The organism is Amorphus suaedae, from assembly GCF_053629675.1.
This window is the reverse complement of sequence record NZ_JBRJIT010000002.1, coordinates 677,279-703,557: the sequence shown is the minus strand read 5'-3', so window position 1 is coordinate 703,557 and position 26,279 is coordinate 677,279. Positions and strand designations below refer to the sequence as shown.

Below are 26,279 nucleotides of genomic sequence, written 5' to 3'. Positions count from 1 at the left end.
TGCGCCGGAACCGTCCCTCGAGCCGCTCCCTATTCGCCGGGAGCGAGGGTCTTCAAGGCAAGCGCGTGGACGCCGCCGGCAAGCTCGTCGGCCAGCAGGGCGTTGACCATCCGGTGGCGCTCGACACGGCTCTTTCCGGCGAACGCCTCCGACACCACGCGCACCCGGAAATGGGTCTCGCCGCCCTCGCGCCAGCCGCTGTGGCCGGCATGCAGATGCGACTCGTCGACGATCTCGATCTCGCTCGGCTGAAGCGCCGCGGTCAGTTTCGTCTCGATCGTTTCGCGGGTCGCGGTCATGGCCCGCCCTCCTTTTGCCATATCGGCGCGGAATTCATGGCTCGGGTTGGGCTGCCGTTTTCCGCAGACTTGATGGATACTTTGCGTCCAGAAGCGTCATCGGCTATGACGGCCTTGGCCTTGCGCACGCTCGCGACCCCTCATGCTCGAGGAGCAGACTCTTGCCTGACCGCGTAGCTTTGTTGAGCCGGATTCGCAAGCTCGCCGCGCTGGTGTTTCTCGTCAGCGCCGCCGTTGCCGGACCCGCGCGCGCAGATATCGGATCCTACCTCGTCTTCGACGTGAACACCGGCGCGATCCTCGACGAGCACAATTCCACCAAGCCCTGGTATCCCGCCTCGCTGACCAAGCTGATGACGGTGTACGTGACCTTCAGGGCGATCAAGGAAGGCCGGATCACGCTGAAGTCGCCGGTGGTGATCTCGGCGGAATCGCTGCGCGCGCCGCCGAGCAAGATGGGCTTTCCGGTCGGCAGCGTCATCACCGTCGACACCGCGCTGAAGATCCTGATGGTCAAGTCGGCCAACGACGTCGCCGTGGCCCTCGGCGAAGCCGTTTCCGGGTCCGAAGCCGACTTCGTGCGCGCCATGAATCGGGAAGCGCGCCGGATCGGCATGACCCAGTCGAACTACTCCAATCCCCACGGCCTGCCGGACAAGAACCACGTGTCGTCGGCGCGCGACCTGGCGATCCTGGTCACCCAGATCCGCAAGGAGTTTCCCCAGTACGACGATCTCTTCCAGATCACCGCGCTGAAGCTCGGCAGCCACATCTACAAGAACCACAACTATCTCGTTGCCCACTTCCCCGGCACGACCGGCATGAAGACCGGCTTCATCTGCGCGTCCGGCTTCAACCTTGCGGCCACGGCGAAGCGCGGCGGGCGGGAGATCGCGGCCATCGTGCTGGGCGGCTACACGTCGCGCGAACGCAACGAGGAAACCGCCAAGCTGCTGGAAGTCGGCTTCCGCACCCGCACCGGCTTCCTGTCGGGCAACCGCAAGAGCCTCGACGACCTGCGCAAGGCCTCAGTGACCGCCGGAACGCCCGTCGACCTGAGGCCGATCGTCTGTGGCGGGAAGCGCCCGAAGACGGCTTATTCGGACCGCTCCAATATCGTCGCCTACGACGAACTCGACGAGGACGAGGTGGCGAACGCCTACGCCGCCAACAGCCGCGACCCGTTCGCCAAGCTTCTGCCCGGCGGCAAGCAGCCGGTGCTGCTGAGCAGTTCGGGCGGCCAAGTGATCTCCTATCTGCGCAACGACCTGACCGTTGCGCCGCCGACGGAGATCTTCATGGGCGGCGCCACCGGCCCGCAGGTCGCCCTGGACGAGGAGAGCGGCGAGCTGGAAACCGTCTCCGCCGCATCGATCCCGGTTCCCCGGCCTCGGCCGCTGTTCTCAGTGATGGTCTCCGCCGACCGGATCGACCCGGCCGAGGTGATGGCGATCGCGGCCAGCATCCGGCGTTCCGACAGCGCGCCGGTCGAGACCACCGAGACCGCCGAGACCCCGCCTGCGTCCAACTCGCTGGCGCTGGTTTCCAGAGCGTCCGCCGCGGACAATGGACCGGAGCGTCTTTCCGATCCGGTCCCCGCCCAGCCGGGCGAGCTGGCCGTGTCCTGGTTCCCGCGGCCGAAGCCGGCCGACTAGCGACCCGGCCCGCGAGCCGCCGCCTCGCCAGGAGGCGGCCTCCGACGTCCGTGCCAGAGCCAACCCGCATCACCCGCGCGGACCAGAGCGCTTCGCCCCTGAAGGACAGTTTCGCGGTGACCACGCCGGCCCCCAGATCAGAGCGCCTGCAGCCCATTCCGCTGACCGTGATCACAGGCTTTCTCGGAGCCGGCAAGACCACACTGCTCAACCGCCTTCTGGCTGCCCCGGAGCTCGCGCAGGCCGGCGTGATCGTCAACGAGTTCGGGGACATTCCCCTCGATCACCTGCTGGTGGCCAACATCGCCGACGACGTGATCGAGCTGTCGTCCGGCTGCCTGTGCTGCACGGTTCGCGGCGAACTGGTCTCGACGCTGGAGGATTTCCTGCGCCGTCTCGACAACGGACGGCTGGAGAAGCTGTCGCGGGTGGTGATCGAAACGACGGGGCTGGCCCACCCCGGCCCGATCCTCCACGCCGTGATGCTGCACCCCTATCTCGTCCAGCGGTTCCGGCTCGATGGCGTCGTCACCCTCGTGGACGCCGTCAACGGCATGGCCACCCTGGACGCGCACGAGGAGGCCCTCGCCCAGGTCGGCGTCGCCGATCGGATCGTGCTCACCAAGACCGACCTCGTGCCGGATGGCGATCCGGCCGTGGATGCGCTGCGCGCGCGCCTCCGCGCCATCAACCCGCTGGCGCGCATTCTGGATGCCGCCAAGGGAGAGGCCGCGGTGCCGGCGCTGCTGGGCGCTGGGCTCTACGACGAGCAAACCCGCGCGGTGAACGTGGCCAGGTGGTTCGGCGAGGCCGAGGAGCCCGCTGATCACGCGCACGACGAGGGCCATGCCGATCACCACCACGCGCATGCGCACCCGGTGAACCGACATTCCGACAGGGTGCGCGCGTTCACGCTGGAGACCGATCGGCCGATCGAGGTGCGCGCCCTCGACATGTTCCTCGACCTGCTGGTGGCGAGCCACGGGCCGAGCCTGCTGCGGGTGAAGGGCATCGTGCAGCTTGCCGACGATCCGGAGCGGCCCCTTGTGCTGCACGCGGTCCAGCACGTGCTGCACCCGCCGGTGCGGCTGCCGGAATGGCCGGACGCGAGCCGCACCTCCCGCCTGGTCTTCATCGTCGACGGATTGCCCGAAGGCTTCGTGCGGTCGCTGTTCGACGCCTTCACCGGCAAGCCGGCGATCGACACGCCGGACGCCGCCGCGCTCCTCGACAATCCCCTCTCGATCCCGGGCGTTCGGGGACGGTAGCGGTCAGATGGGGTCGGCCCTGGCCGCTTCGGCTCCCGCCTCGATCAGAAAATGGAACACCCCGTCACTCTCGCGGCTCTCCAGCACGGCGTGGCCATTGCTGCGGCAGAAGTGCGGGATGTCGAGCTTTGAAAGCGGATCGGTCGCGGCCACCCGGAAGCGCGCGCCCTGCCCGGCTCCCCTCAGCGCCTTGGCAAGGCGGAGCACCGGCAGCGGGCAGTTCAGGCCTCTGAGGTCGAGCGCGGTTTCGCCCGAAGCGGGCGGCATTCCGGCTGCGTCGGAGATAGGTGCGTGCGTGCTCATGGCCCCACCACCACACGAGGACGTGCCCGGCGTCAAACCGAATTCGCCTTCCCACATCCTGATCGTCTGCCATAGTCGGCGGCAGGGATAGAGCCTGTCGCGATCGTCCGGATGTCACCGTCCGGTCGAGAGGGGCTCGAGGGAACGACCGCACGGCATACCAAGCGCGCTCGAAAGCGCAGCCGGCGGCAGGAAACGCCAATGCTCGCTCGACTGCGCAGCGAATGGGCCTATCTCACGGGCGCGCTCAGGGCGCTGCGGCGCGTGAAGCCGATCGCCCGCACGCCGGACAGGACATGGTGCGACCATGTCGAGGAGCTTGCACGGCGCTTCCCCGATCGTCCGGCCCTCCTGTCGAATGCCGAGAGCTACACCTTTGCGGCCTTCGACGCGCGCGCCAACCGATACGCCCGCTGGGCGCGGGCCCGGGGGATCACCAAGGGCGACTGCGTCGCGCTATTCATGCCCAATCGCCCCGAGTACCTCGCGGTCTGGCTGGGCGTCGCCAGGGCCGGCGGCGTCACGGCGCTCATCAACACCCATCTGCGCCACGATGCGCTCGCCCACTCGCTGGCGATCGTCGAGCCGAAGCTGGCCATCGTCGACGAGGCGCTGCTGGAGGCCTACCGGACCGCCGACGGTCTCGTCGAGAGCCCGCCGGACGTCTGGATCCTGGCCGACGGCTCGGTGGACGAGGCCGCCGGCAAGCCGCTCGGCACGGCCCTTGACGCCCTCTCCGGAGCCCCGCTCGAGCCCGCCGAGCACACGCCGCTGACCATCAACGATCGCTGTCTCTACATCTACACGAGTGGCACCACCGGCCTGCCGAAGGCGGCCAACCTCAACCACTACCGCGTCCAGGCGATCATGAACGGGTTCTCCGCCGCCGTGGATGCGCGCCCGAGCGACCGGATCTACATCTGCCTGCCGCTCTATCACTCGGCCGGCGGGGTGCTGGGCGTCGGCATTACCCTGACAGTCGGCGGCTCGGTGTTCATCGCGGAGCGGTTCTCCAACGCCCACTTCTGGGACGACGTGACCGACAACGGCTGCACCGTTTTCCAGTATATCGGCGAACTCTGCCGCTACCTGCTCAACGCGCCGGCGCACCCGAAGGAGCGCGCGCACCGGCTGCGCATCGTCGACGGCAACGGCCTCGGCGCGGACATCTGGGAAGCCTTCCAGGCACGGTTCGCGATCCCGCGAATCCTCGAATGGTACGCCGCCACCGAGGGCAATGCGGTGCTCTTCAACTTCGACGGCAAGGTGGGCGCGATCGGCCGCATTCCCGGCTGGGCGAAATCGATCTTCTCCATCGAAGTCGTCCGTTTCGATCCCCTCACCCGACGTCCGGAGCGGGGTCCGGACGGCTTCTGCATTCGATGCGAGCCGGACGAGGCCGGCGAGATGATCGGCGAGATCCTCGACGATCCCAACAAGCCGAGCCAGCGGTTCGACGGCTACGCCGACGCCGCGGAGACCTCCCGCAAGATCGCCAGCGACGTGTTCCGCCGGGGCGACCGCTGGTTCCGAACCGGCGATCTCGTTCGCCGCGACGCGCTCGGCTACTTCTATTTCGTCGACCGGGTGGGCGACACCTTCCGCTGGAAGGGCGAGAACGTGTCCACGACGGAGGTCGCGCAGATCCTCGGCTCGATCCCGGGCGTGCAGGAGGCCACCGTCTACGGCGTGGAGATCCCGGGGCGGGACGGCCGTGCCGGGATGGCCGCCCTGGTCGTCGACGATACCTTCGCCCTCGCCAGCCTGCCCGCGCGGCTGGCCGACCTGCTGCCGGACTATGCGCGGCCGCTGTTCCTGCGATTCCGCCAGACGCTGGAGACCACCAGCACTCTGAAGCAGCGGAAGATCGATCTGGTCGACGACGGCTACGACCCGTCGCGCGTCGACGATCCGCTGTTCGTCGCCGACCCGGCCACACGCGGCTTTGTGCGCATCGACCCCGACCTCTATAGTCGCGTCCAGACGGGCGCCCTGCGCCTCTGACCAGGCCGCGTTTCGTCCGGGCACTCCGCTCCGGACGGGGCCGAATCTACGACCTCATTCAGGATCGCGCGTCGCCGATCGGGATCGTCCACCTGGGCGGCCGGCTCCCGAATGAACGCATACCCATGGAGATCTGCCGATGACGGAAGAAGACCTGCCGCAGGAGGCGCTCACGCTCCTGGATTTCTGGTGGGCGGCCGGACCTTCGTCCTGGTACAGCGGCGAAGCGTCTTTCGACGCCGCCTGCGAGCAGTTCCGCGACCTGCACGAACGCGCCGCACGCGGCGAGCTCGATGGATGGGAGGCGACCACCGTCACCACCCTCGCCCTGCTTCTGCTGCTCGATCAGCTCCCGCGCAACCTGCACCGTGGCTCGGCACGCGCGTTTGCGACCGATGCCAAGGCCCTGGCGGTGGCGCAGCGCGCGTTGGCGCGCGGCTGCGACAAGGCCTACCCGATGCCGGCTCGGGGGTTCTTCTACCTGCCGTTCATGCACTCGGAGGACTTGGAAATGCAGGAACGCTCGCTCGACCTCTATCGGGCGGCCGGCGTCCAGGACACCTACTACTACGCGCTGATCCACTTCGACGCGGTGCGCCGGTTCGGCCGCTTCCCTCACCGCAACGATGTGCTGGGACGCGAGACGACTGAGGCCGAGAAGGCCTATCTCGCGAGCGGTGGCTTCTCCGCCTGATCGAGCCTCGAACGGAGCAGGATCAGCGCGTGACCCTCGCGTTGGCGACCGGCGCCGGCCAGCTCGCGGTCGCCGCGCCGATGATGGCGCCCGGCCCGGCCGGTGCGTTGAGCTGGACCAGCACCACGCACGCCGATCCGCCATCCCGGCTGATCTCGTCGACGGGCATGTCGATCGACACCGGATCGCCCTTCCACATGCCGACCGCCCGCAGCGAGCGCACGACATTGTGGTAGACGATGGAGCGGCCGGAGTTCTCGCCACGGCCGATGTCGACCTTGACCTCGGGCGTGATCGACCCGAGCCAGATGGTCGCCGAGGCTTTCGGCGCACCCGGCTTTGCCGCGCCGATCCGCAGTTCCAGCACAGAGCCGTTGCGCTCCAGGCCAACCCGGACGGACGGTGCCAGCCCTTGCGCGGTCTGGCCGTCAATCTCGTGGCGCACGGCCCTTTCGTTGTTTCCAACCACGTCCTCGCGGCCATTCACGACCACCTGCGGCGTGTAGACGGCGCTGTCGCCGCGCGCCTGCGCATAGGCGAACTGACGCTCGGTGTTTTCACGGCTCGCGAGCGTGTCGGGCCAGCCGAGATAATCCCACAGGGTCACCGGATAGGTGAGCGCGATCACGTTCCTGTCGGCGAGCAGCCGACCCAGGAGCTTGTCGGCAGGCGGGCAGGAGGCGCAGCCCTGGCTGGTGAACAGCTCCACCACGGCCGGCCCTTTCGAAGCCCCATCGTCGGCCTTTGCCGGAAGGCCGAAGGCCATCAGGGCGAGGCCGAGGAACAGCACCGCTTTGCGTCCGACCATGTGAGTTGGTTTCCCGTCTGGGTCTGCTTGCCGGAAGGGCATCACCGCAGCCGCTTCGATCCCGGCAGCCTACGGATGGAGCCGCTCAATAGCGAGTCACGGTCGGGTGACGCGAGGTCAAATCACACCGACCACGTCCGGATTTCATATCCGACCGCACATACGTTATCCGTCTGAAACAAAAGGTCCTTTTCCAACAAGGCTTAAGCTCCCGCATCCGATCCGCCGAGGCTGGCGACGAACGACGCGAGGTCTCCGGTCGCCCCGTCCGGGTTGGCGAACGGGGGCTGCGCCGCGCCCTGCAGGACGTGCCGGTCGTGATGCAGCGCCCAGGTCACCGAGGGGAAGGCGATCTCGCTCCAGGGAATGTCATCCCAGTCGACCAGCGCGACCTCCAGGCTTTCCGGACCGGCCGCGAACGAGCCCTCCAAGTCCGCCCGGTAGATGATCTGCACCTGCGACAGACGGTGGATCGTATAGACGGCGAGCAGCGAGGTGAGCCGGATGTCGGCGCAGGCTTCTTCGCTGGCCTCGCGGCGGGCGCCTTCCTCGGGCGACTCGTTGAGTTCGAGATAGCCCGCCGGGATCGTCCAGAAGCCCTTGCGCGGATGGATCGCGCGACGGCACAGCAGGATCTTGCCTTCGGCGCGCACCACCGAACCGGCCACGATCTTCGGGTTCTCGTAGGACACGAACCCGCAATGGGTGCAGACCGCGCGCTCGCGGTCTTCCCCGTGGGGCGTGAGGTAGCGGAAATCGGGCTTCGGCTCGGTATCGCTCATGGCGCGCAGAATGACGGCGGACGCGGCAAAAGATCAACCGGCCGTGGCATCCGCCCCGTCAGGATGCGTCCGCGCGGGCCGCGGCGAGCGCCTCGCCGAACGGGCCGGCGATCGCCTCCTCGGTCAACGGGCCGACGAACTTGTAGCGGATCCGGCCATCCGGCCCGACGATGAAGGTCTCCGGCACGCCGTAGACACCCCATTCGATGGCCGCTCGGCCGTCGGCGTCCACCCCGACGGCATCAAAAGGCAGGCCGAAGGTACCGAGAAAGCGCAGCGCGTTCTCCGGCTGGTCCTTGTAGTCGATGCCCACCATGCGGGCGCCGCTTTCCGCCTTGAGCTGCATCAGGAGCGGGTGCTCGACCCGGCAGGGGGCGCACCAGGATGCGAAGACGTTGACGATCGTGACCTTGCCGGCGAAGTCGGCGGGGTCGAGGCCGGGGACCGGCGCACCGTCGACCGCGAGGCCGGCCAGCGGCGGCAGCGCCGTCTGCGGCGCCGGCTTGTCGATCAGGGCCGAGGGTATCCTGGAAGGGTCGCCGCCCGAGACGAGCTGCATCAGGAACACGCCCGCCAGGGCCAGAAACAGCACCAGCGGCAACAGCACCACCCACAGCCGCGTCGGCTTGGGCGCGCCGGGTTCATCGCGCGTCTCCACCCGCCCGGCGGGCGTCCCGCCGTTCTCTTCCACCGATGTCATGACGACGTCTCCGGCTTGCGGCGGCGGCCGCCATAGCCGCGTTCTTCGAGGCGGGCAAGCTGGCGCCTGAGGCGGCGGCCGTCCCAGACGATCCAGACGATCAGGACCGCCAGAACGATGATGGTCACCGCGTAGGCCGCGACGATGAAGCCGAGATGATCGACGCCGGCCATCAGCCCTCTCCCCGACGGCCCTCGTAGGCCGCGCGCATGCCGATCGCACGAATGCGCCGGCGCAGGATCTCGTTCTTCATGGCGATGAGGTGCAGCACGCCGAACAGCCCCATGAACGCCACCGCCATGACCAGAAGCGGGATCAGCATGGTGACGTAGATCGTCGGACCGTCGAAGCGGAAGACGCTTGCCGGCTGATGGAGCGTGTACCACCAGTCGACCGAGAACTTGATGATCGGGATGTTGATCACCCCCACCAGGATCAGGATGGCGGCGACGCGGCCGGCGCGGATCGGGTCCTCGATGGTGTGCCAGAGCGCGATCAGGCCGAGATACATGAGGAACAGCACGAGCATCGACGTCAGCCGAGCATCCCACACCCACCACGCGCCCCACATTGGCCGGCCCCACAGCGAGCCGGTGACCAGGCAGATGAGCGTGAACGCCGCGCCGATCGGAGCGGCCGCGCGCGCCGCAACGTCGCCCAACGGATGCTTCCAGACGAGGCTGCCCAGCGCCGCCGACGCCATCACGACGTAGCAGAACATGCCGATCCAGGCGGCCGGCACGTGCACGAACATGATCCGGATGGTCTGGCCCTGCTGGTAGTCTGCCGGCGCCATGAAGAAGGCCAGCGGAAGGCCGACGGCGAAGAGGACGAGGGTGACACCCAGGAGCCACGGCAGGACGCCGTCGACGATCGCCACGAACCGGGTCGGATTGGCGAGCGACTGCAGGGTCGACTGGGAGGTGGCGGAAACGTTGGCCAACTTCATCTCTCGGTTAGATTCAGCGCAGCAGGTGCGACTTTGCCCGGTTGGCGTCAAGTCCGCCGAAACACGGATGACACTTTGCCGGTGCCGGATCGCGGCGCAAGCGCCGTACCGTCACATGCTTGCGATCTTTCGCCAGCGTGGCTTGCCGCGGGACACACCTATCAGCCCTCCGACTGGCGCAACGCCGCCGCCGCGGCGATCGGGCCGATCACCCCGGCCACCAGCGAGATGGCCGCGAGGATCAGGAGCGGCGACAGGAACGGCGCCGGGTCGGTGACCGCGCCAAGCACCGTCCCGACCCCGAACACCAGCGTCGGCACCGCCAGCGGCAGCACCAGGATCGCGATCAGCACCCCGCCGCGCCGGAGCGAGACGGTCAGCGCGGCGCCGATGGTACCGATCAGGGTGAGCGCCGGCGTGCCGATCATCAGCGTCAGCGTCACGGCGCCTATCGCGGTCGCATCCATGTTCAGGAGCAGCCCCATGAACGGGGCGGCGATCACCAGCGGCAGGCTGGTGGCGACCCAATGAGCCGCCGCCTTCACCAGCACGACGAGTTCCAGCGCATGGCCGCCGGTCAGCAGCACGTCGATGGTGCCGTCCTCCTGATCGACCTGGAACATCCGGTCGAGTCCGAGAAGCGTCGCCAGCAGGGCGCCGATCCACAGGACGGCCGGTCCGATGCGGGCGAGCAGCGGCAGGTCCGGGCCGATCGAGAACGGCATCAGGGTGACCACGGCGAGGAAGAAGAGCACGCCCATCGGCGCGCCACCGCCGGCCTTCACCGACAGCCGGACGTCGCGGGCGAACAGGGCGGCGAGCGCGCGCATCACGGCCTCTCCGCGGCGATCGGAAACGGCGCCAGCCGTGCCACGGCGAGCGGGCTGTGGGTCGCCGCCACGATGATGCCTCCGGCGTCCAGATGCGTCTCCATCACGCTGGCGAACCGGCTTTCGGAGCGGGCGTCGAGGGCAACCGTCGGCTCGTCGAGCAGCCAGACGGCGCGCGGCGCGGACAGGAGGCGCGCAAGCGCCAGGCGTCGGCGCTGGCCGGCGGAGAGGAAGAGGGCCGGCAGATCGAAGAGATGATCGAGACCGAAGGCGGCGAGCGCATCCTCGAGAAGATCGGGATCGGCATCGCCGCCGAGCCAGCGGGCCCAGAACGCCATGTTGGCGCCCACGGTCTCCTGGGTCTTCACCGCGTCCAGGTGACCGACATAGTGGACGTGCGCAGTGGCCGGCACCTCCGGGTCTGCGCCGACCAGCTCGACCGATCCCTCGGCCGGCTTCAACAGCCCGGCGAGCACGCGCAGCAGCGTCGACTTGCCGGTGCCGTTGGGGCCGGTGACCGCGATGCCGGTTCCCGCCGCGACCGAACCGGACACATCGGACAGCACCCGCCTGCCGCCGCGATCGACGGCGAGGTCGCGGATTTCGAGCCGCTCGATCGGCGCAAATGTGGGGCTCGCGGAAATGTCTGAAGTCCCGGTCAGAGGGTCAGGAGGCCATCGTGGACGGACAATGCCCCCGTCGTGGCGGCGTCTGCAACGCTTGGCGATCTAGAACCGGTCTACAAAATTGGTTATACGGCAGGCAACTGGCGGTCGGCGCCTTCCCAACTTCGGCGCTGCCGACCCGAGTGCGCCTCCGATCGCCCCTCCGGGCCGGTCCATCGGTCGGCGCTTTTTCTTTCCGCGACGGCAGCGCGCGTCATGTGATGCGACCGCGACCGACAAACCGCAAACCGAAGGTAAGTCCAGTGACCGCTTCCTCTCTCGACAGCTTCAAATCCCGCAAAGACCTCAAGGTCGGCAACCGCAGCTACGTCTATTACAGCCTGCCGGACGCCGCGAAGGGCGGGCTGGACGACGTCGAGAAGCTGCCCTTCTCGCTGAAGGTGCTTCTCGAGAACCTGCTGCGCTATGAGGACGGCCGGACCGTCAGCGCCGACGACATCAAGGCGATGCCCGGCTGGCTGAAGGAAAAGCGGTCGTCCCGCGAGATCGCCTTCCGCCCGACCCGCGTGCTGATGCAGGACTTCACCGGCGTGCCCGCGGTGGTCGACCTCGCCGCCATGCGCGACGCCGCCAAGGCCCTCGGCACCGACCCGACGAAGATCAACCCGCTGGTGCCGGTCGATCTGGTCATCGACCACTCCGTCATGGTCGACGCCTTCGGCAACGCGATGGCCTTCGAGACCAACGTCGACCGCGAATACGAGCGCAACAACGAGCGCTACGAGTTCCTGAAGTGGGGCCAGGGCGGCTTCGACAATTTCCGCGTGGTCCCGCCCGGAACCGGCATCTGCCACCAGGTGAACCTGGAATATCTCGGCCAGACGGTCTGGTCGCGCAAGGACGGTGACGAAGAGATCGCCTATCCGGACTCGCTTGTCGGTACCGATTCGCACACCACGATGATCAACGGCCTCGCCGTTCTCGGCTGGGGCGTGGGCGGCATCGAGGCCGAGGCCGCCATGCTCGGCCAGCCGATCTCCATGCTCATCCCCGAAGTCATCGGCTTCAAGCTGACCGGCACCCTCAACGAGGGCGTGACCGCCACCGACCTGGTGCTCACGGTCACCCAGATGCTTCGCAAGAAGGGCGTCGTCGGCAAGTTCGTGGAGTTCTACGGCCCGGGCCTCTCCTCCATGAGCCTCGAGGACCGCGCCACCATCGCCAACATGGCGCCGGAATACGGCGCGACCTGCGGCTTCTTCCCGATCGACGACGAGACCCTGAACTACCTGCGCTCCACCGGTCGCGATCCGGGCCGCGTCGAGCTCGTCGAGGCCTACGCCAAGGCCCAGGGCATGTTCCGCACCAACGACACCCCGGATCCGGTGTTCACCGACACGCTCGGCCTCGACCTCGGCGACGTCGTGCCGTCGATCGCCGGACCGAAGCGTCCGCAGGACCGCGTCACGCTGACCGACGCCAAGTCCGCCTTCGGCACCGCCATGGGTACCGAATGGAACAAGGCCGAGGAGATCGGCAAGCGCGTGCCGGTTCCGGGCCGCGACCATGATCTCGGCCACGGCGACGTTGTCATCGCCGCCATCACCTCGTGCACCAACACCTCGAACCCGAGCGTGATGGTCGCCGCCGGCCTGGTCGCCCGCAACGCGGTCGCCAAGGGCCTGACGGTGAAGCCGTGGGTGAAGACCTCCCTCGCCCCGGGGTCGAAGATCGTCACCGACTACCTCGCCAAGGCGAACCTGCAGGACGACCTCGACAAGCTCGGCTTCAACCTCGTCGGCTACGGCTGCACGACCTGCATCGGCAACTCCGGTCCGCTGCCGGAGGAAATCTCCAAGGCCGTCGCCGACGGCGACCTGGTGGCCTGCTCGGTGCTGTCGGGCAACCGCAACTTCGAAGGCCGCGTGAACCCGGACGTGCGGGCGAACTACCTCGCCTCCCCGCCGCTTGTGGTGGCCTATGCCATCGCCGGCTCGCTGCTCGTCGACATCACCAAGGACGCGCTCGGCACCGACAAGAACGGCAACCCGGTCTACCTGAAGGACATCTGGCCGTCCTCCAAGGAGATCGCCGACATCGTCCGCACCGACATCAACGCCGAGATGTTCGCCGATCGCTACGGCGACGTCTTCAAGGGCGACGAGCACTGGCAGTCGATCAAGGTGGAGGGCGGATCGCTCACCTACGCCTGGAACGGCAAGTCCACCTACGTTCAGAACCCGCCCTACTTCGAGGGCATGTCGATGACCCCGGATGCGGTCAAGGACATCGAGAACGCCCGCGTGCTGGGCCTGTTCGGCGATTCCATCACCACCGACCACATCTCGCCGGCCGGTTCGATCAAGAAGGACTCGCCCGCCGGTCGCTACCTGTCGGAGCACGGCGTCGAGACCATCGACTTCAACTCCTACGGCTCGCGCCGCGGCAACCACGAAGTCATGATGCGCGGCACCTTCGCCAACATCCGCATCAAGAACCAGATGGTGCCGGGCGTCGAAGGCGGCGTGACGATCCACCATCCGTCGGGCGACCAGCTGGCGATCTACGACGCCGCGATGCGCTACGCCGAGGAGGATGTGCCGCTGGTCGTGCTCGCCGGCAAGGAATACGGCACCGGCTCGTCGCGCGACTGGGCGGCAAAGGGCACGCGCCTCCTGGGCGTGCGCGCCGTCATCGCCGAATCCTTCGAGCGCATCCACCGCTCGAACCTGGTCGGCATGGGCGTCCTCCCGCTGGTCTTCAACAAGGAGGGCGACGGCTGGAAGAGCCTGGGGCTGACAGGCGACGAGACCGTTTCGATCACCGGCCTGGCCGGCGGTCTGAAGCCGCGCGCGGTGCTGACGGCCCACATCACCAAGTCCAGCGGCGAGACCATCGAGGTGCCGCTGCTGTGCCGGATCGATACGGCCGACGAGCTCGACTACTTCGTCAACGGCGGCATCCTGCACTACGTCCTGCGCAACCTCGCGCGGGCCGCCTGATCACGACCGCGTCATTCGGGGCCCAATCGGCCCCGAATAACCTTCTGGCGTGACGTTTTGCGTCTTGTCGTCGGAATGCCCGCCAACCATATTCGCCATGGAGGGGGGGAGTGTTCCGATGACGGGCCGCTGCCCTCCCCTCGTATTCGAAGACGTGGAGAGGAATTGGATGTCGACCTTCGACCGGAATGCTTACGCGCGGTCTCAGGGCTACGCCGCCGGCCGCGCCGAGGCCGGCGTCATTGACCAGGGCCTTCGGGCCTACATGCTCAAAGTCTACAACCTGATGGCTGTAGGCCTGCTCGTGACTGGTCTCGTGGCACTGGGAACCGCTTACCTCGCGATCACCGGCGATGCCGGGTCCGCTGCTCAGATGACCGGGGGCCAGGTCGCACAGATCGGCCAGGGCATGTACCTGACGAGCTTCGGCGTCGCGCTTTACGCCTCACCGCTGAAATGGCTGGTTATGCTCGCGCCGCTCGGGATGGTGTTCTTCCTGAGCTTCCGCGTCCAGCACATGAGCGTTGCGTCGGCGCAGCTGGCGTTCTGGGTGTTTGCCGCCCTGATGGGCCTGTCGCTCTCCTCGATCTTCCTGGTCTTCACCGGCCAGTCGGTCGCGCGGGTGTTCTTCATCACCGCCGCGTCGTTCGGCGCCCTCAGCCTCTATGGCTATACGACCAAGAAGGACCTCTCCGGTTGGGGCTCCTTCCTGTTCATGGGCCTGATCGGCATCATCATCGCCTCGGTGGTGAACATCTTCATCGCCTCGAGCGCCATGCAGTTCGCCATCTCGGTGATCGGCGTGCTCGTGTTCGCGGGCCTCACCGCCTACGACACGCAGCAGATCAAGGAGATGTACTACGCGGGCGACGACAGCTCCGTCTCCGGCAAGAAGGCGATCATGGGCGCGCTGCGCCTGTACCTCGACTTCATCAACCTGTTCATGATGCTGCTGCAGCTGTTCGGAAACCGGAACTGATCCCGCAATTTCCGACCTGACACTTCATGCGAAAGGCGCGGCCCAACGGCCGCGCCTTTTTTGTGCGCGACCTGCCCCCGCGACCAGCGCGTGCAGGCACCCACCACCGTCACCACAGATCGGTGGACGCCTTCGTCGCCCGTGATGCATAGGTCCCGCATCTTCCGCACGCTGCTGTGCGGGAACGCCCGCACGTCTTGCGCTCGGACGCACTGTCCTCAACACTTGGTGCAGGCGTCGAATCAGTCGGCGCCGCGACCACAAGCGGGGGAGATTTTCACCCATGCCACGCTTGTTCACGGGGCTTGAAATCCCGCCGGACGTCCGCATGAGGCTTTCGCAGCTGCGCGGGGGTCTACGATCCGCGCGCTGGATCGACGCCGCGAACTACCACATCACCCTCCGCTTCATCGGCGACATCGACGACCGCACGGCCGACGAGGTCGCGGCGATGCTCGACAACGTCCGGCGCACCGAGGTCAACATCCGCCTCTCCGGCCTCGGCGCCTTCGGCTCCCGCAAGCCGCATTCGATCTGGGCGCGCGTCGAGCCGAACCCGGCCCTGCTGGAGCTTCAGGCGGAACAGGAGCGGCTGCTGCAGCGCATCGGCCTGCCGCCCGAAGGGCGCAAGTTCACCCCGCACGTCACCATCGCGCGGGTGAAAGGCTCCTCGGCACGCGAGGTCGCCACCTGGCTGTCGCTGAGGGGCGACTTCCAGGTCCCGACGTTCACCGCATCGCGCTTCGTGCTGTTCTCGTCGCGCGCCTCGATGGGCGGTGGCCCCTACCTGGTCGAGGAAGGCTACCCGCTGCTCCAGGCCGCCGCCTGACCACAGGCCGGCAGCCCCGGCGACCGGCCGGACCTCGCACAGGCCTGGCTACTCACAGTAGTGGTAGCTGCCGTCCTTGTTGTGCCGGGCCAGGTCCAGATGGAGATGATCGGTGTGGTGGCGGTCGCCGTCCGGCCCGATCACCGTCGTGAACTCCTTGCAGGCGTCGCCGTGCACCGTGCGCAGGAAGATCGCGTCGGAGCTGTCGCTCTTCCAGCCGTCCTTCACCGTGATGGTCCGCCCGTCGGCGAGTTGGAACGAGGAGATGTCGAGGGCATTCGCGAAGGAGTGCTCCGACAGCCGGGCGCCGCGCTTGCTGTTGCGCGTGCGGCATCCGTAGGACGCCGCCACGCGCACCTCGGTGACGGGCGAGCCGAACAGCGCGTTGGCCATCGGCTGGACGGACTTCGCGAGCCAGTTGTCGACGGCCGGGATCATCGGACAGGCAAGGGTCGCCGACGGCGACAGGCCCACCGTTCCGTCCTCGGCGGCCGACACCTTGAACGGATGGTCGGCCCCGCAGGCACCGACGCGGATGCGCGGGCGCTCTTCCACATAGGCCGACGGGGTGACCCGGCCGGCCTTGATGCAGTTGCGCTCGGCGATGGACCGCCACGCCTCCCGCTTCTCACCGTATTGGGGTCCGCGCGAGCAGCCGGCGGCGATCGCGGCGACGGCCGCGAGCACGACAACGGCCCGGGCGCAGGTCTTCCAGTTGATCGGGATACATGTGCTCATGCCCGCAGGAGACCGCGCGCGGGCAAACATCCGCCTAAGAGGGCTGGTTAACCCGGCCCTAACGCGGTCGCGGCCGCACCGGATCAGGCCGCGGAAAGGGTGGCCCCAAGAAGCAGCGCGCCGAGCGCCAGCACCATGACCGCCGCCACCCCCTCGATCCCGGCGTGCACGCGCGCGGCAAGCCGCGAGTCCGGCCCGGAAAGCCGGATGGCGAGCCCCTTGGCGCCGACCGCGGCCAGCGCCAGCACCGATACCGTCACCGCGGTGCCGAGCCCCATCGCATAGGCCGATACGATGCCGGCCATGGGAAGCTCCTGGGCAAGCGCGAAGACCAGCACGATCACCGCACCGGTACAGGGGCGCAGCCCGATGGAGAGCACGGCCGCGACCATCTCGCGCACCGTGCCGGCCTGCGCGACCGTGGCCGGATCGAGCGCGTGCACATGGCCGCAGCCGCAGGCTTCCGCATCGCCGTGGTGGTGGTGGTGCGAATGAGAATGAGAATGATCGTGTCCCCGGTGCGGCACGTCAGCCGGCATCTCGGCCGCCACCGCCGCCGACAGCGGCCCTGATACCGCGGCAGGGCCTGCCCTGCGACGGCGACCGACGAGCGGCCCGATGACCTTGCGCCAGACCAGGACGGCGCCGAGCAGGGTGACGAGGGCGTAGGCGACGACTTCGATGGTCTCGACCGATCGCGACAGGGCGATGCTCGACACGTTGAGCACCAGCGCCCCCACCAGGACCAGCACGACGGCGGTGGTCGCCTGCACGGCGGAGGCTGCGAACGACAGTCCGAGCGCGCGTTTCGCCGTTGCCTCGTTGGCCATCATGTAGGAGGAGATCACCGCCTTGCCGTGGCCCGGCCCGACAGCATGAAAGACGCCGTAGCCGAAGGAGAGCGCGATGAGCAGCCACGGCGCCGCGCCGCTCGCCTTCATTTCGGCGATCGAGTCCGTCAGCAGCCGGTAGAAGCTCGTCTGCCACGCGGCGATCCAGGCAAAGACCGGGCCGAGCGGACCGGACATCGGAGCAGCGGTCGGCTCAGGCGCGCCGACGCCAAAGGGGCCGCCGGCCGCCATGGCGGGGCCCAGCAAAGCCACCAGCACGAGGCCTGCGACCAGCGTGGCTTCGGCCGCGCGACGTCCACCAACGCTCACGGGCATGTCACCAGCGCCGTGTTGGCGAGGTCGTCGATCGCCTGCTGGAAGGTGTCGGGCACCTGACGCTGGTCGGCCGGAATGGTCGCGAGCTGCGCCGCCGTGAGCGGATCGAGTTCGCCGGCAAGCTGGACGGCCATCGTGCAGCCCGCAGGTGCGTTTACCAGCCCGAACGGTTCGTCCTTCACCATCTCGAAGGCTACGAAATATTCCGGGTCGTAGACATCGACGGTGACGCTCGTGCCGGCGACAGCGACCGGCTCCATCAGCGGCAGCACGAAGAACAGGGTCAGCCGGCCGCCGCTATAGTCCAGCCAGTAGTCCTTGGCCTCTCCGAACGGCAATTGCACCCCGTCGCGGGTGAGCCAGGTAAAGTTGCTGTACTCCTTGAGCGAGTCGACGTTGACCTGCGCGAGCTCACGGAGCTCGTCATGGGACAGCTCGCCATCGCCGTTGGCGTCGAGACCCTGCACGGCAAAGGCCGAGAACGGGCCATCGAAACGCCAGGCGTGCTGCACGCCGGTCAGCTTTCCCGTGTCGTCGAAATCGAGCTCGCTCTTGGCCTCCACGAAGACATGCGGGTGCGCGTCGGCGCGCTCTGCGAAGGCGACGACCATCAGCAGTCCTGCAATCAGACGGGGAACGGCCATACGCATGCGGCGTTGTCCTCGGGCGGGGTCTCGCAATCTGCCCTCTTTCTAGCGCGGACCGTGGCGGGAGAAAGACCCCGCCGGGGTGCGGGGATGGAAAGGGGGAATTGTCTTCCTCAATAGAGGCAAAGTGCGGACCATTTTCTCGAAGTTGGCCCGAGGGAACGGGGAATCGATCATGAAATCCCGCCTTCCCGAACCAAAATAATCCGCATTGGAGAAGCCCGCACCAGAACAGGGAGTAAACGGTATGGGCGCGCACGAGACAACCGGCGCGGTATTCGACGACCCGGCCTTCGACGATCACGAACAGGTGGTGTTCTGCCGGGACGCGGCGAGCGGGCTGAAGGCCATCATCGCGATCCACGACACGCGGCTCGGCCCGGCGCTGGGCGGCTGCCGGATGTGGGACTACGCCAGTCCAGCCGAGGCGTTGACCGATGCCCTGCGCCTGTCGCGCGGGATGACCTACAAGAACGCGCTCGCCGGCCTGGACCTCGGCGGAGGCAAGGCCGTCATCATCGGGGACTCCCGAAGCGGCAAGACACCGGCGCTCATGCGGGCGTTCGGCCGTTACGTCGAGGCGCTCGGCGGCCGCTACATCACGGCGGAGGATGTCGGCATCTCGACCGACGACATCGAGCAGGCCGCCCGGGAGACGGCCCATGCGCGCGGCACCGCCGCGACCGGCCTAGGCGACCCGTCCCCGTATACGGCGCTGGGCATTTATCACGGCATCAGGGCGGCCCTGGCCCATCGCACAGGTTCGAGTGATCTGGCCGGGCGACGCGTGGTCATCCAGGGCCTCGGCCACGTCGGATGGGATCTCGCGAGACGCCTGTCCGGCGACGGCGCCGAGCTTGTCGTCGCCGATCTCAACGCGGACACCGTCCGAAAGGCGCAGGAAGCGTTCAGCGCGCGCGCAGTCGATCCGGACGAGGCCTATCGGATCGAGGCCGACGTCTTCGCCCCGTGTGCGCTCGGCGCCGGGCTGAACGAGACGACGATCCCCGCCCTTGGCGCGCCGATCGTCGCCGGTGCCGCGAACAACCAGCTGGCAACTGAGGAGGACGGCCGCCGTCTCGTCGAGCGCGGCATCCTCTATGCGCCGGATTACGCCATCAATGCCGGCGGGGTGATCTCGATCGCGCTGGCCCGGCCGGGTGGGTCCGACGACATCGTGCTCGACCACGTCGCTGCGATCGGAAAGACGCTCAGCGCGATCTTTGCCCGCGCAGACCGCGAGAAGCGGCCGACCGGGGAGATCGCCGACGACATGGCGCGGACGCGCCTCGACCGGGCGTCGGCGCGCAAGGCCGCCTGACGCGCGCCGTCGGGACAGCTGCTACCCGCCGATTGCCTCGAGGTTCGCGGGTTCCGCGAACCAGGTCGCGAGGTGATCGACGAACGCCCGGACCTTGGCGGAAAGATGCCGGCGGTGCGGATAGACGGCATAGATCGCCGCCCCGTCGCACGCGAAATCGTCCAGCACGATTTCCAGCGCTCCGCTCAGAATGTCTTCGCGGGCCACCGCATAGGGCAGCATCGCGTAGCCGATCCCTTCCAGCGCGGCCATCTTCACCGCCATCGGGCTGTTGGCCTCCACCCTGCCCTTCACCGGCACGGTCTGGCGCGCGCCGTCGACCACGAAACCCCAGTTCGCCCGCCAGCGGGCGTTGCTGTCGATGACGCACGGAAGGTCCGACAGTTCGCCTGGATGAGCCGGGCGCCCGCTCGCGGCGATCCGGCCCGGGCTCGCCGCGACCACCATGCGCAACGGGGCCAGCCGGCGCGCGATCAGGCTGGAATCGGCAAGTTCGGACACCCGCACCGCGACGTCGAACCCCTCCTCGACCAGGTCGACGAACCGGTCCTCCAGATGAAGGTCCAGCTTGATCTGCGAGGAATCACGCACGAAGGCCATGATCGCGGACATGATCGGTCCCTCGCCCAGCGTGCGCGGCCCCGCCACCCGCAACACGCCGCGCACCTCCAGGTGCGTGTCCTGGACCGAGGCCTCCAGCTCGGCGATGCGCTGCAGGATCTCCACCGCCTCGCGGTAGTAGGCCTGCCCGGCCTCCGTCAGCGACAACGTGCGCGTCGTCCGGTTGAGCAGCCGCGCCCCCAGCCGGTCCTCAAGCTCCGCCACGTACTTTGAGAGGATCGCCTTGGAGCGCCCCTCCTTGCGGCCGGCGGCCGAGAAGCCCCCCGCATCGACCACCGACACGTAGGCAGACATCCGAGACAGCGTATCCAACCCGTTTCTCCTGTGCTCGCCTGATCCATCGTTCACGAAAGTGAAACGAGAAGCGCAGTGCAAGCTGAATCTCCAGACGACCAGATGGACCGGACCACGGGCGTATGCGACTGGAGCCGCAACGCGCCTCAGCGCCGGCCGACAGGCACCGCCAGAATGCGGGCTGTCAGCGCACCGATCGCACCGAGCACGGAAAAGGCTGCCAGGAGATAGGCGGGCGGCATCACGCTGCCGGTCGATCCGATGAGGTAGGTCGCGGTCACCGGGGTCAGCCCGCCGATGACGGCAAAGCCGAGATTGTAGACGAACGCGATCCCCGTATAGCGCACGTCGGTGGGGAAGATCGCCGTGAGCACCGCCGGCCCCATGCCCCAGGCGAACGCGGCGATGACGGAGATCACCGCCAGCGCGGGCAGTGCGCCGGTCTCGCCGGACGCAATCCACTGGTAGATCGGGATGGCGGCCGCGGCGAGCAGCAGTGCGGCAACGACGCTCGGCCATTTCAGGCCAAAGCGGTCGGCGACATGGCCCGCCAGCGGCATCGGGAGCGAGAACAGCACGATGCCGACCAGCCCGGCGCTCGCGGCCGTGGTCGTTCCGTATTTGAGGAACTGGGTCAGATAGCTGTTCATGAACAGATAGAGGAGCGACACGGTCGCCGCGCCGAGGCTCGTGACCAGGAGCCCGCTCAGGATCGCGCGCGGATGGTCCCTGACGAGGGTGGCGATCGGCAGCGCGTGGATTTGCTTGTCCAGCGCCGCGAAGGCAGGGCTTTCCACGAGCAGTTGCCGCAGGAAGAAGCCGGCAAGGGCGATGCCGCCGCCGACGAGGAAGGCGATACGCCAGCCGACCGAGGTGACCTCGCCGGGCGACATGGTCTGCAGGACGGTCCATTGGACCGCCTGGGCCAGCACCAACCCGACATTGATCATCAGGAACAGGATCCCGCACGCGAGGCCCCGCCGATGCGGCATCGTCTCGGTGATCAGCGTCATCGCGCCGGGAATCTCTCCCCCGAGGCAGAGCCCCTGGACCAGCCGCAGACCCACGAAGATCGCCGTGGCGGTCACGCCCCACGCCGCGTGGCCGGGCAGCAGCGCCATCAGGATGGTGGCGCCCGCCATGCCGAAGATCGACAGCCGCAACATCGCCTTGCGGCCATAGCGATCCCCGTAGTGGGAAAACAGGATGCCCCCGATCGGCCGAACGAGATAGCCGGCGGCAAACACCGCGAAGGCCGCCAGCAGCCGCGCCCGGGCATCGCCACCGGGAAAGAACACCAGGCCGATCGTATCCGCGAACACCGCGTAGATGACGAAGTCGTAGAATTCGAGGCCGCCCCCGAGGCTGCCCAGCGCCAGCGCGCGGTTGCGCTCACGCGGCGTCACCGTCGCCGTCGCCATATCTTCAGCCCCCGTCACACTTCAGATCCGGACGTGGCGCCCGGCCGACGCCCGATGGATACCCGAAAGGCATCCTCCCCGCCCGCGCAGGGATCACCACGCGCGGGCCAGGCTGAGGTCAGTCCTGCGGCGCGGCGCCATAGTCGGCGTCAGAGACCGGCTCTTCCCAGTACGCCGTCTCGCCGTCCTTTGCCTCCTGGATGGCGATGTGGCTCATGCCGGCGTCCGGAGCGGCACCATGCCAGTGCCGCTCTCCGGGCTCGAAGAAGATGGAATCGCCCGGCCGGATGACCCGCACCGGTCCTCCATCGGACTGGCAGCGGCCCACGCCGGAGGCAACGAACAGGGTCTGCCCGTAAGGATGCGTATGCCAGTTGGTGCGCGCACCCGGCGCAAACGTGACGAGCAACGCCCGGACACGCCCCGGCTCGGGAACGTTGGCGATCGGATCCTGCCAGACGGTGCCGGTGAAATAATCGGCCGACGGCACCTTGGACGGTTCCGAGCCCGCGCGTTTGATCTTCATCGTCAATCCTTTTGTCCTGTGAGCGGCCGGAGGAACGCGGGCATCCTGAAGCCGGAGCCGGTCTTTCCCTGGCCTCCGAGCGCCTGGTAGATCTTGCGTCCGGCCCGCCCGGTCTGTTCCATCCCGTAATGCGCCTCGGCCCGGGCGATCGCCGCCTGCGTCGAGGGCCCGACCTTACCGTCCGGCGTGCCGGCGTTGAAACCCTTGGCGTTCAGAAGTTTCTGAAGCTGCAGGCGTTCGGCGCGCGACAGTCCCGGATCGTCGGTCGGCCATGGCGTCCGGAACGCCGGATAGCCGGCGATGCGGTCGGCCAGATGGGAGATGGCCAGCGCATAGGATTCGGCGAGATTGTAGGAGTAGATCGCGTTGAAGTTCCGGAACACCAGGAACCCCGGCCCGGTGGGGCCGGCCGGAAGCAGCAACCCCGCCGAGCCGCCGCCGGAGATCGCCGATCCGTCGGCGCGCACCACACCGCGCGACGCCCAGGTGGACAGCGATGCCGTGCGCGTGCGTCCCGAAGGACCGGAGTAGCTGGCCGGGACCTTCACCTCGATCATCCACGGTTCGCCCGGCTGCCAGCCGGCACTGCGCAGGAAGTTCGCCGTCGATCCCAGCGCGTCGGGCACCGAGCGGACGAGGTCGCGCCTCCCATCACCATCGAAATCGACCGCCAGACGCTTGTAGGTCGACGGAATGAACTGCGTCTGGCCGAAGGCGCCCGCCCACGAGCCCACCAGTTCGTCCAGCTCCAGGTCGCCGCTCTGCACCAGCGACAGGGCGGCGATCATCTCGCCGCGCCAGAAGTCGGCGCGCCGCCCCCCCTGGCAGGAGAGATTGGCTAGCGCATGGGGCAGGAAGAACTCGCCCACCGTCTGGCCGTAGTCGGTTTCCACGCCCCACACCGCGACCACGACGTGACGGTCGACGCCGTAGGTCTTCTCGACCTGGCGCAGGACGCGGTCGTACTTGCGCAGCATCTCCTGGCCGTCGCGCACCCGCTGCTCGTCGACGAGGAAGGCCATGTAGTCCCAGATCGGCGTCTGGAATTCCGGCTGAGACCCGGAAAAGCGCACGACCTTTTCGTCCGGCTTCGCCCCGTCGAGGGCGCGCGCGGCCAGCTGCGGGCTGATGCCGGCGCGCACGGCGGCCTGTTTCAGGCCCGACACGCACGAGGCGAAGCTCGCCTGGACGGGTTCCGCGGTCAGCGTCAGTGCGCCGACGAGGCCGAGAAAGGCCGGCAGATAGGTCCGCATTTGAAATTCCCCTGTCGGTGCGCCGCATTCCATGACGTCCGCGCAGAAGCATAGGGTCGAAGAATGAGAAATCCATCAACGGCACCCCCCCTCGCCACGTGCGCGGCGATGCGGCACCCTTGCGCGGCGCCGGGCGGTCCCACACTTTGGGCACGAGATCCAAAGTCCGTCAGCCGAAAGCCCGCCAATGTCCGTCCGTCCGCCCAAGGCGTTCGCCCCCAAGCCGCAGATGACGGCATTCGAGGAGGCGCTCGACCACGAGATCCGGGGCGAGATGGCGGGCACCCATGGCCGCCTTCTGCAGGTCTTGGAAAAGCGCCTCGCGGCGCTGGCGGCGTTCGACGAGCGGACCCCGGATGCGGTCCCCTCCGAACGCGATCCGATCGTCGCCGCGGCCGGCGAGGCGCTCTGGCACATCGTGGTCCAGCGCGAACTGATGGGCCTGCGGCGCACCAAGTCCTTCATGGACGAGTACGGCGTGCCGGCGGAGGTCCGGCTGCGGATGGGCGTGCGGCCGAAGCCGACCGGTCAGTAGGCCTGGGCCGGCAGCCACAGCACGATCTGCGGGAACGCGAACACCAGCCCCAGCGCAACGAGCTGCAGGATCACGAACGGGATCACGCCCTTGTAGACGTCGATCGTCGTCACCTCCGGCGGCGCCGCGCCCTTCAGGTAGAACAGCGAGAAGCCGACCGGCGGTGTCAGGAACGACGTCTGCAACGCGACGGCGAACATCACCGTGAACCAGACCGGATCGAAGCCAAGGCCGATGATGACCGGCGCCATCAGCGGCAGGAAGATCAGCGTGATCTCCAGCCAGTCCAGGAAGAAGCCCATCAGGAACGCCAGCACGAGCACGAAGATGACGATGCCGTTGGCGCCGAACGGCAGCGACGACAGGATGTGCTCGATGAACTGGTCGCCGCCGAGCGAGCGCATGACCAGGGCGAAGGCGGTGGCCCCCAGGAATATGCCGAAGATGAACGCGGTGGTGTAGGTCGTCTCGGTGCTCACCTCGCGCAGCACCTTCATCGTCAGCCGCCCGTTGACCAGCGCCAGGACGATCGCCCCGAAGGCACCGATGCCGGCCGCCTCCGTCGGAGTGGCGACGCCGAAGAAGATCGTCCCCAGGACCGCGAAGATCAGGATCAGCGGCGGCAGCACCGAGACGAGCGTGCGGATGATGACGGAGAAGGTGAGCGGCTCCAGATGGGTCGGCGCCGGCGCCGCCTTCGGGTTCACCGCGGCGACGATCAGCACGTAGACGATGTAGAGGATGCCGAGGATCAGCCCCGGCATCACCGCGCCGAGGAACAGATCGCCCACCGACAGCGACAGCTGGTCGGCCATGATCACCAGCATAATCGAGGGCGGAATGAGGATTCCCAGCGTGCCGGACGAGGCCAGCACACCGGCCGCCAGGCTCTTGGAATAGCCCTGCTCCAGCATGATCGGCATGGCCAGCACGGTGAGCAGCACCACCGATGCGCCCACGATACCGGTGGAAGCGGCGAACAGGATGCCGATCAGGATCGCCGCGATGGCGAGACCGCCGCGGAACCGGCCAAACACCTGCACGAAGTTCTTCATCAGGGATTCCGCGAGCCCCGACCGCTCCAGCATCAGCCCCATGAAGATGAACATGGGCAGCGCCGTGAGCACCCAGTTTTCCATCAGGTTCCAGGTTCGGTTCACGACGATCGCGAAGTCGGACCAGGAGTCGAGGAAGTAGGTGTCGATGTCGAAATATTCGGGGCCGGCAATGCCGATCAGAGTGAAGGTGAGCGCGAGGCCCGCCAGGATCCACGCGATCGGAAACCCCGTCATGAGCAGGACGATGAACGACCCCAGCAGGCAGACAACGATGATTTCGTAGGATTCCATGGCGCCTCTCGTGCCTCGGGCGGCGCGTCTCCAGCCAGGGGCTAGGGATCGCGCGGGTCCAGCGGGCGTGGAAAGCGGAACAGGTACGACGTGACCCGCGACAGCCGGGAAAACGCGGCAACGGCGATCAGCGCGAAGGCGATGACGATGACGGACTTGAGCGCCCAGCGGTGACTGAGCCCACCCGGCGCGACCGACACCTCGCTCATGTCCCAGGCTCGCATGACGAACGGCACCGCCTCGATGGCCATGAGGATCGAGAACGGCAGCAGGAACAGGAGCAGTCCGAAAAGCTCGACCCAGGCGCGCCAGCGGACGCTCCTCCGCTCGGCGAGCACGTCGACACGGACGTGGCGGTCCGCGACGACCGCGAACGACAGCCCGATCATGAAGCCGATGGCGTAGACGTGCCATTGCAGCTCCTCGAAGATGATCAAGCCTTCGTTGAAGACGTAGCGCAGGATGACGTTGACCAGGATGATCGCGATCAGGATCACCCAAAGCCACGAGATCGTGCGGCCGATGAAGTTGACGGCGGCGTCGAGAACCCGCGAGAGGCGGGTTTCGGGCAGCGGGATGGCCACCGAGCCGTGCTCGGCAGCCGCCACCGCCTGGAGAATGCGGTCGTGTTCGTCGCTCACGAGGCGTATCCCGGCGAGATCAACCGGCCGACAGGCAGG

The 26,279-nt window shown here is 67.7% G+C and carries 27 protein-coding genes; 9 read left to right on the top strand and 18 right to left on the bottom strand.

The features are described 5' to 3' along the window. Positions 1-29 precede the first annotated feature (29 nt). Entirely contained in the window at positions 30-299 is a 270-nt protein-coding gene (locus AB7M35_RS16990; RefSeq protein ID WP_453961547.1) for a BolA family protein, read from the bottom strand. Positions 300-460: 161 nt separating this feature from the next. Between AB7M35_RS16990 and AB7M35_RS16985 the strand changes: the two genes are divergently transcribed. Beyond that, complete coding sequence (locus AB7M35_RS16985; protein ID WP_453961546.1) at positions 461-1,954, top strand: D-alanyl-D-alanine carboxypeptidase family protein; 1,494 nt, start codon at positions 461-463, stop codon at positions 1,952-1,954. Positions 1,955-2,070: 116 nt separating this feature from the next. Further along, positions 2,071-3,222, top strand: a complete 1,152-nt coding sequence (locus tag AB7M35_RS16980) for a CobW family GTP-binding protein (protein WP_453961545.1) — start codon at positions 2,071-2,073, stop codon at positions 3,220-3,222. A 3-nt stretch (positions 3,223-3,225) separates the two neighbouring features. Here AB7M35_RS16980 and AB7M35_RS16975 read toward each other — a convergent pair whose 3' ends face one another. Then, positions 3,226-3,525, bottom strand: a complete 300-nt coding sequence (locus AB7M35_RS16975; protein ID WP_453961544.1) for a sulfurtransferase TusA family protein — start codon at positions 3,523-3,525, stop codon at positions 3,226-3,228. Positions 3,526-3,636: 111 nt separating this feature from the next. On the opposite strand from AB7M35_RS16975, the gene AB7M35_RS16970 reads away from it, so the two are divergent. Further along, a complete protein-coding gene (locus AB7M35_RS16970; RefSeq protein ID WP_453961543.1) occupies positions 3,637-5,529 on the top strand; it encodes a long-chain-acyl-CoA synthetase in 1,893 nt (630 codons plus the stop codon). A gap of 139 nt (positions 5,530-5,668) precedes the next feature. After that, complete coding sequence (locus tag AB7M35_RS16965; RefSeq protein WP_453961542.1) at positions 5,669-6,223, top strand: DUF924 family protein; 555 nt, start codon at positions 5,669-5,671, stop codon at positions 6,221-6,223. 22 nt (positions 6,224-6,245) lie between these two features. On the opposite strand, the gene AB7M35_RS16960 is transcribed toward AB7M35_RS16965, so the two are convergent. The 7 genes from AB7M35_RS16960 to ccmA form a co-directional block, all read right to left on the bottom strand. After that, positions 6,246-7,013 carry a DUF1223 domain-containing protein gene (locus AB7M35_RS16960; RefSeq protein ID WP_453961541.1) on the bottom strand — a complete coding sequence of 256 codons (768 nt, stop codon included), beginning with the start codon at positions 7,011-7,013 and terminating at the stop codon, positions 6,246-6,248. 221 nt (positions 7,014-7,234) lie between these two features. After that, a complete protein-coding gene (locus AB7M35_RS16955) occupies positions 7,235-7,813 on the bottom strand; it encodes an NUDIX domain-containing protein (protein ID WP_453961540.1) in 579 nt (192 codons plus the stop codon). A gap of 58 nt (positions 7,814-7,871) precedes the next feature. Next, entirely contained in the window at positions 7,872-8,513 is a 642-nt protein-coding gene (locus AB7M35_RS16950) for a DsbE family thiol:disulfide interchange protein (protein ID WP_453961539.1), read from the bottom strand. Next, positions 8,510-8,686 (bottom strand): heme exporter protein CcmD, encoded by a 177-nt coding sequence (gene ccmD / locus AB7M35_RS16945; RefSeq protein WP_453961538.1) that lies wholly within the window; start codon positions 8,684-8,686, stop codon positions 8,510-8,512. The genes AB7M35_RS16950 and ccmD overlap by 4 nt, the downstream gene beginning before the upstream one ends. Further along, positions 8,686-9,456 (bottom strand): heme ABC transporter permease, encoded by a 771-nt coding sequence (locus AB7M35_RS16940; protein WP_453961537.1) that lies wholly within the window; start codon positions 9,454-9,456, stop codon positions 8,686-8,688. Before AB7M35_RS16940 ends, ccmD begins: the two co-directional genes overlap by 1 nt. 167 nt (positions 9,457-9,623) lie before the next feature. Continuing rightward, entirely contained in the window at positions 9,624-10,292 is a 669-nt protein-coding gene (ccmB, locus tag AB7M35_RS16935) for a heme exporter protein CcmB (RefSeq protein WP_453961536.1), read from the bottom strand. Next, positions 10,292-10,894 (bottom strand): heme ABC exporter ATP-binding protein CcmA, encoded by a 603-nt coding sequence (gene ccmA / locus AB7M35_RS16930; RefSeq protein ID WP_453962559.1) that lies wholly within the window; start codon positions 10,892-10,894, stop codon positions 10,292-10,294. The genes ccmB and ccmA overlap by 1 nt, the downstream gene beginning before the upstream one ends. A gap of 326 nt (positions 10,895-11,220) precedes the next feature. Here ccmA and acnA point away from each other — a divergent pair, with 326 nt between their 5' ends. From acnA to thpR, 3 genes are all read left to right on the top strand, one after another. After that, entirely contained in the window at positions 11,221-13,920 is a 2,700-nt protein-coding gene (gene acnA / locus AB7M35_RS16925) for an aconitate hydratase AcnA (protein ID WP_453961535.1), read from the top strand. A gap of 169 nt (positions 13,921-14,089) precedes the next feature. Then, positions 14,090-14,899 carry a Bax inhibitor-1/YccA family protein gene (locus AB7M35_RS16920; RefSeq protein ID WP_453961534.1) on the top strand — a complete coding sequence of 270 codons (810 nt, stop codon included), beginning with the start codon at positions 14,090-14,092 and terminating at the stop codon, positions 14,897-14,899. A 283-nt stretch (positions 14,900-15,182) separates the two neighbouring features. Further along, positions 15,183-15,728, top strand: a complete 546-nt coding sequence (thpR, locus tag AB7M35_RS16915; protein WP_453961533.1) for an RNA 2',3'-cyclic phosphodiesterase — start codon at positions 15,183-15,185, stop codon at positions 15,726-15,728. A gap of 48 nt (positions 15,729-15,776) precedes the next feature. On the opposite strand, the gene AB7M35_RS16910 is transcribed toward thpR, so the two are convergent. The 3 genes from AB7M35_RS16910 to AB7M35_RS16900 form a co-directional block, all read right to left on the bottom strand. Continuing rightward, entirely contained in the window at positions 15,777-16,466 is a 690-nt protein-coding gene (locus AB7M35_RS16910; protein ID WP_453961532.1) for an extensin-like domain-containing protein, read from the bottom strand. 83 nt (positions 16,467-16,549) lie between these two features. Beyond that, positions 16,550-17,626 carry a nickel/cobalt transporter gene (locus AB7M35_RS16905; RefSeq protein WP_453961531.1) on the bottom strand — a complete coding sequence of 359 codons (1,077 nt, stop codon included), beginning with the start codon at positions 17,624-17,626 and terminating at the stop codon, positions 16,550-16,552. Continuing rightward, on the bottom strand, positions 17,623-18,282 hold the full coding sequence (locus AB7M35_RS16900) for a DUF1007 family protein (RefSeq protein WP_453961530.1): 660 nt from the start codon (positions 18,280-18,282) through the stop codon (positions 17,623-17,625). Before AB7M35_RS16900 ends, AB7M35_RS16905 begins: the two co-directional genes overlap by 4 nt. Before the next feature lie 244 nt (positions 18,283-18,526). On the opposite strand from AB7M35_RS16900, the gene AB7M35_RS16895 reads away from it, so the two are divergent. Next, the gene (locus tag AB7M35_RS16895) at positions 18,527-19,600 is read left to right on the top strand and encodes a Glu/Leu/Phe/Val family dehydrogenase (RefSeq protein WP_453961529.1); all 1,074 of its coding nucleotides are present in this window, start codon (positions 18,527-18,529) and stop codon (positions 19,598-19,600) included. A gap of 21 nt (positions 19,601-19,621) precedes the next feature. Here the strand turns inward: AB7M35_RS16895 and AB7M35_RS16890 are convergent, their stop codons facing one another. From AB7M35_RS16890 to AB7M35_RS16875, 4 genes are all read right to left on the bottom strand, one after another. After that, a complete protein-coding gene (locus AB7M35_RS16890; protein ID WP_453961528.1) occupies positions 19,622-20,533 on the bottom strand; it encodes a LysR family transcriptional regulator in 912 nt (303 codons plus the stop codon). 128 nt (positions 20,534-20,661) lie between these two features. After that, positions 20,662-21,936 (bottom strand): MFS transporter, encoded by a 1,275-nt coding sequence (locus tag AB7M35_RS16885; protein ID WP_453961527.1) that lies wholly within the window; start codon positions 21,934-21,936, stop codon positions 20,662-20,664. 118 nt (positions 21,937-22,054) lie between these two features. Further along, complete coding sequence (locus tag AB7M35_RS16880; protein ID WP_453961526.1) at positions 22,055-22,462, bottom strand: (R)-mandelonitrile lyase; 408 nt, start codon at positions 22,460-22,462, stop codon at positions 22,055-22,057. Positions 22,463-22,464: 2 nt separating this feature from the next. Then, a complete protein-coding gene (locus tag AB7M35_RS16875; RefSeq protein WP_453961525.1) occupies positions 22,465-23,715 on the bottom strand; it encodes a lytic murein transglycosylase in 1,251 nt (416 codons plus the stop codon). 187 nt (positions 23,716-23,902) lie between these two features. On the opposite strand from AB7M35_RS16875, the gene AB7M35_RS16870 reads away from it, so the two are divergent. After that, a complete protein-coding gene (locus tag AB7M35_RS16870; RefSeq protein WP_453961524.1) occupies positions 23,903-24,250 on the top strand; it encodes a DUF6665 family protein in 348 nt (115 codons plus the stop codon). Here the strand turns inward: AB7M35_RS16870 and AB7M35_RS16865 are convergent. Both AB7M35_RS16865 and AB7M35_RS16860 read right to left on the bottom strand, forming a co-directional pair. Then, on the bottom strand, positions 24,244-25,599 hold the full coding sequence (locus AB7M35_RS16865) for a TRAP transporter large permease (RefSeq protein ID WP_453961523.1): 1,356 nt from the start codon (positions 25,597-25,599) through the stop codon (positions 24,244-24,246). The genes AB7M35_RS16870 and AB7M35_RS16865 overlap by 7 nt on opposite strands. A 41-nt stretch (positions 25,600-25,640) precedes the next feature. After that, positions 25,641-26,240, bottom strand: coding sequence for a TRAP transporter small permease subunit (locus tag AB7M35_RS16860; RefSeq protein ID WP_453961522.1), 600 nt, complete (start codon positions 26,238-26,240; stop codon positions 25,641-25,643). Positions 26,241-26,279 lie beyond the last annotated feature (39 nt).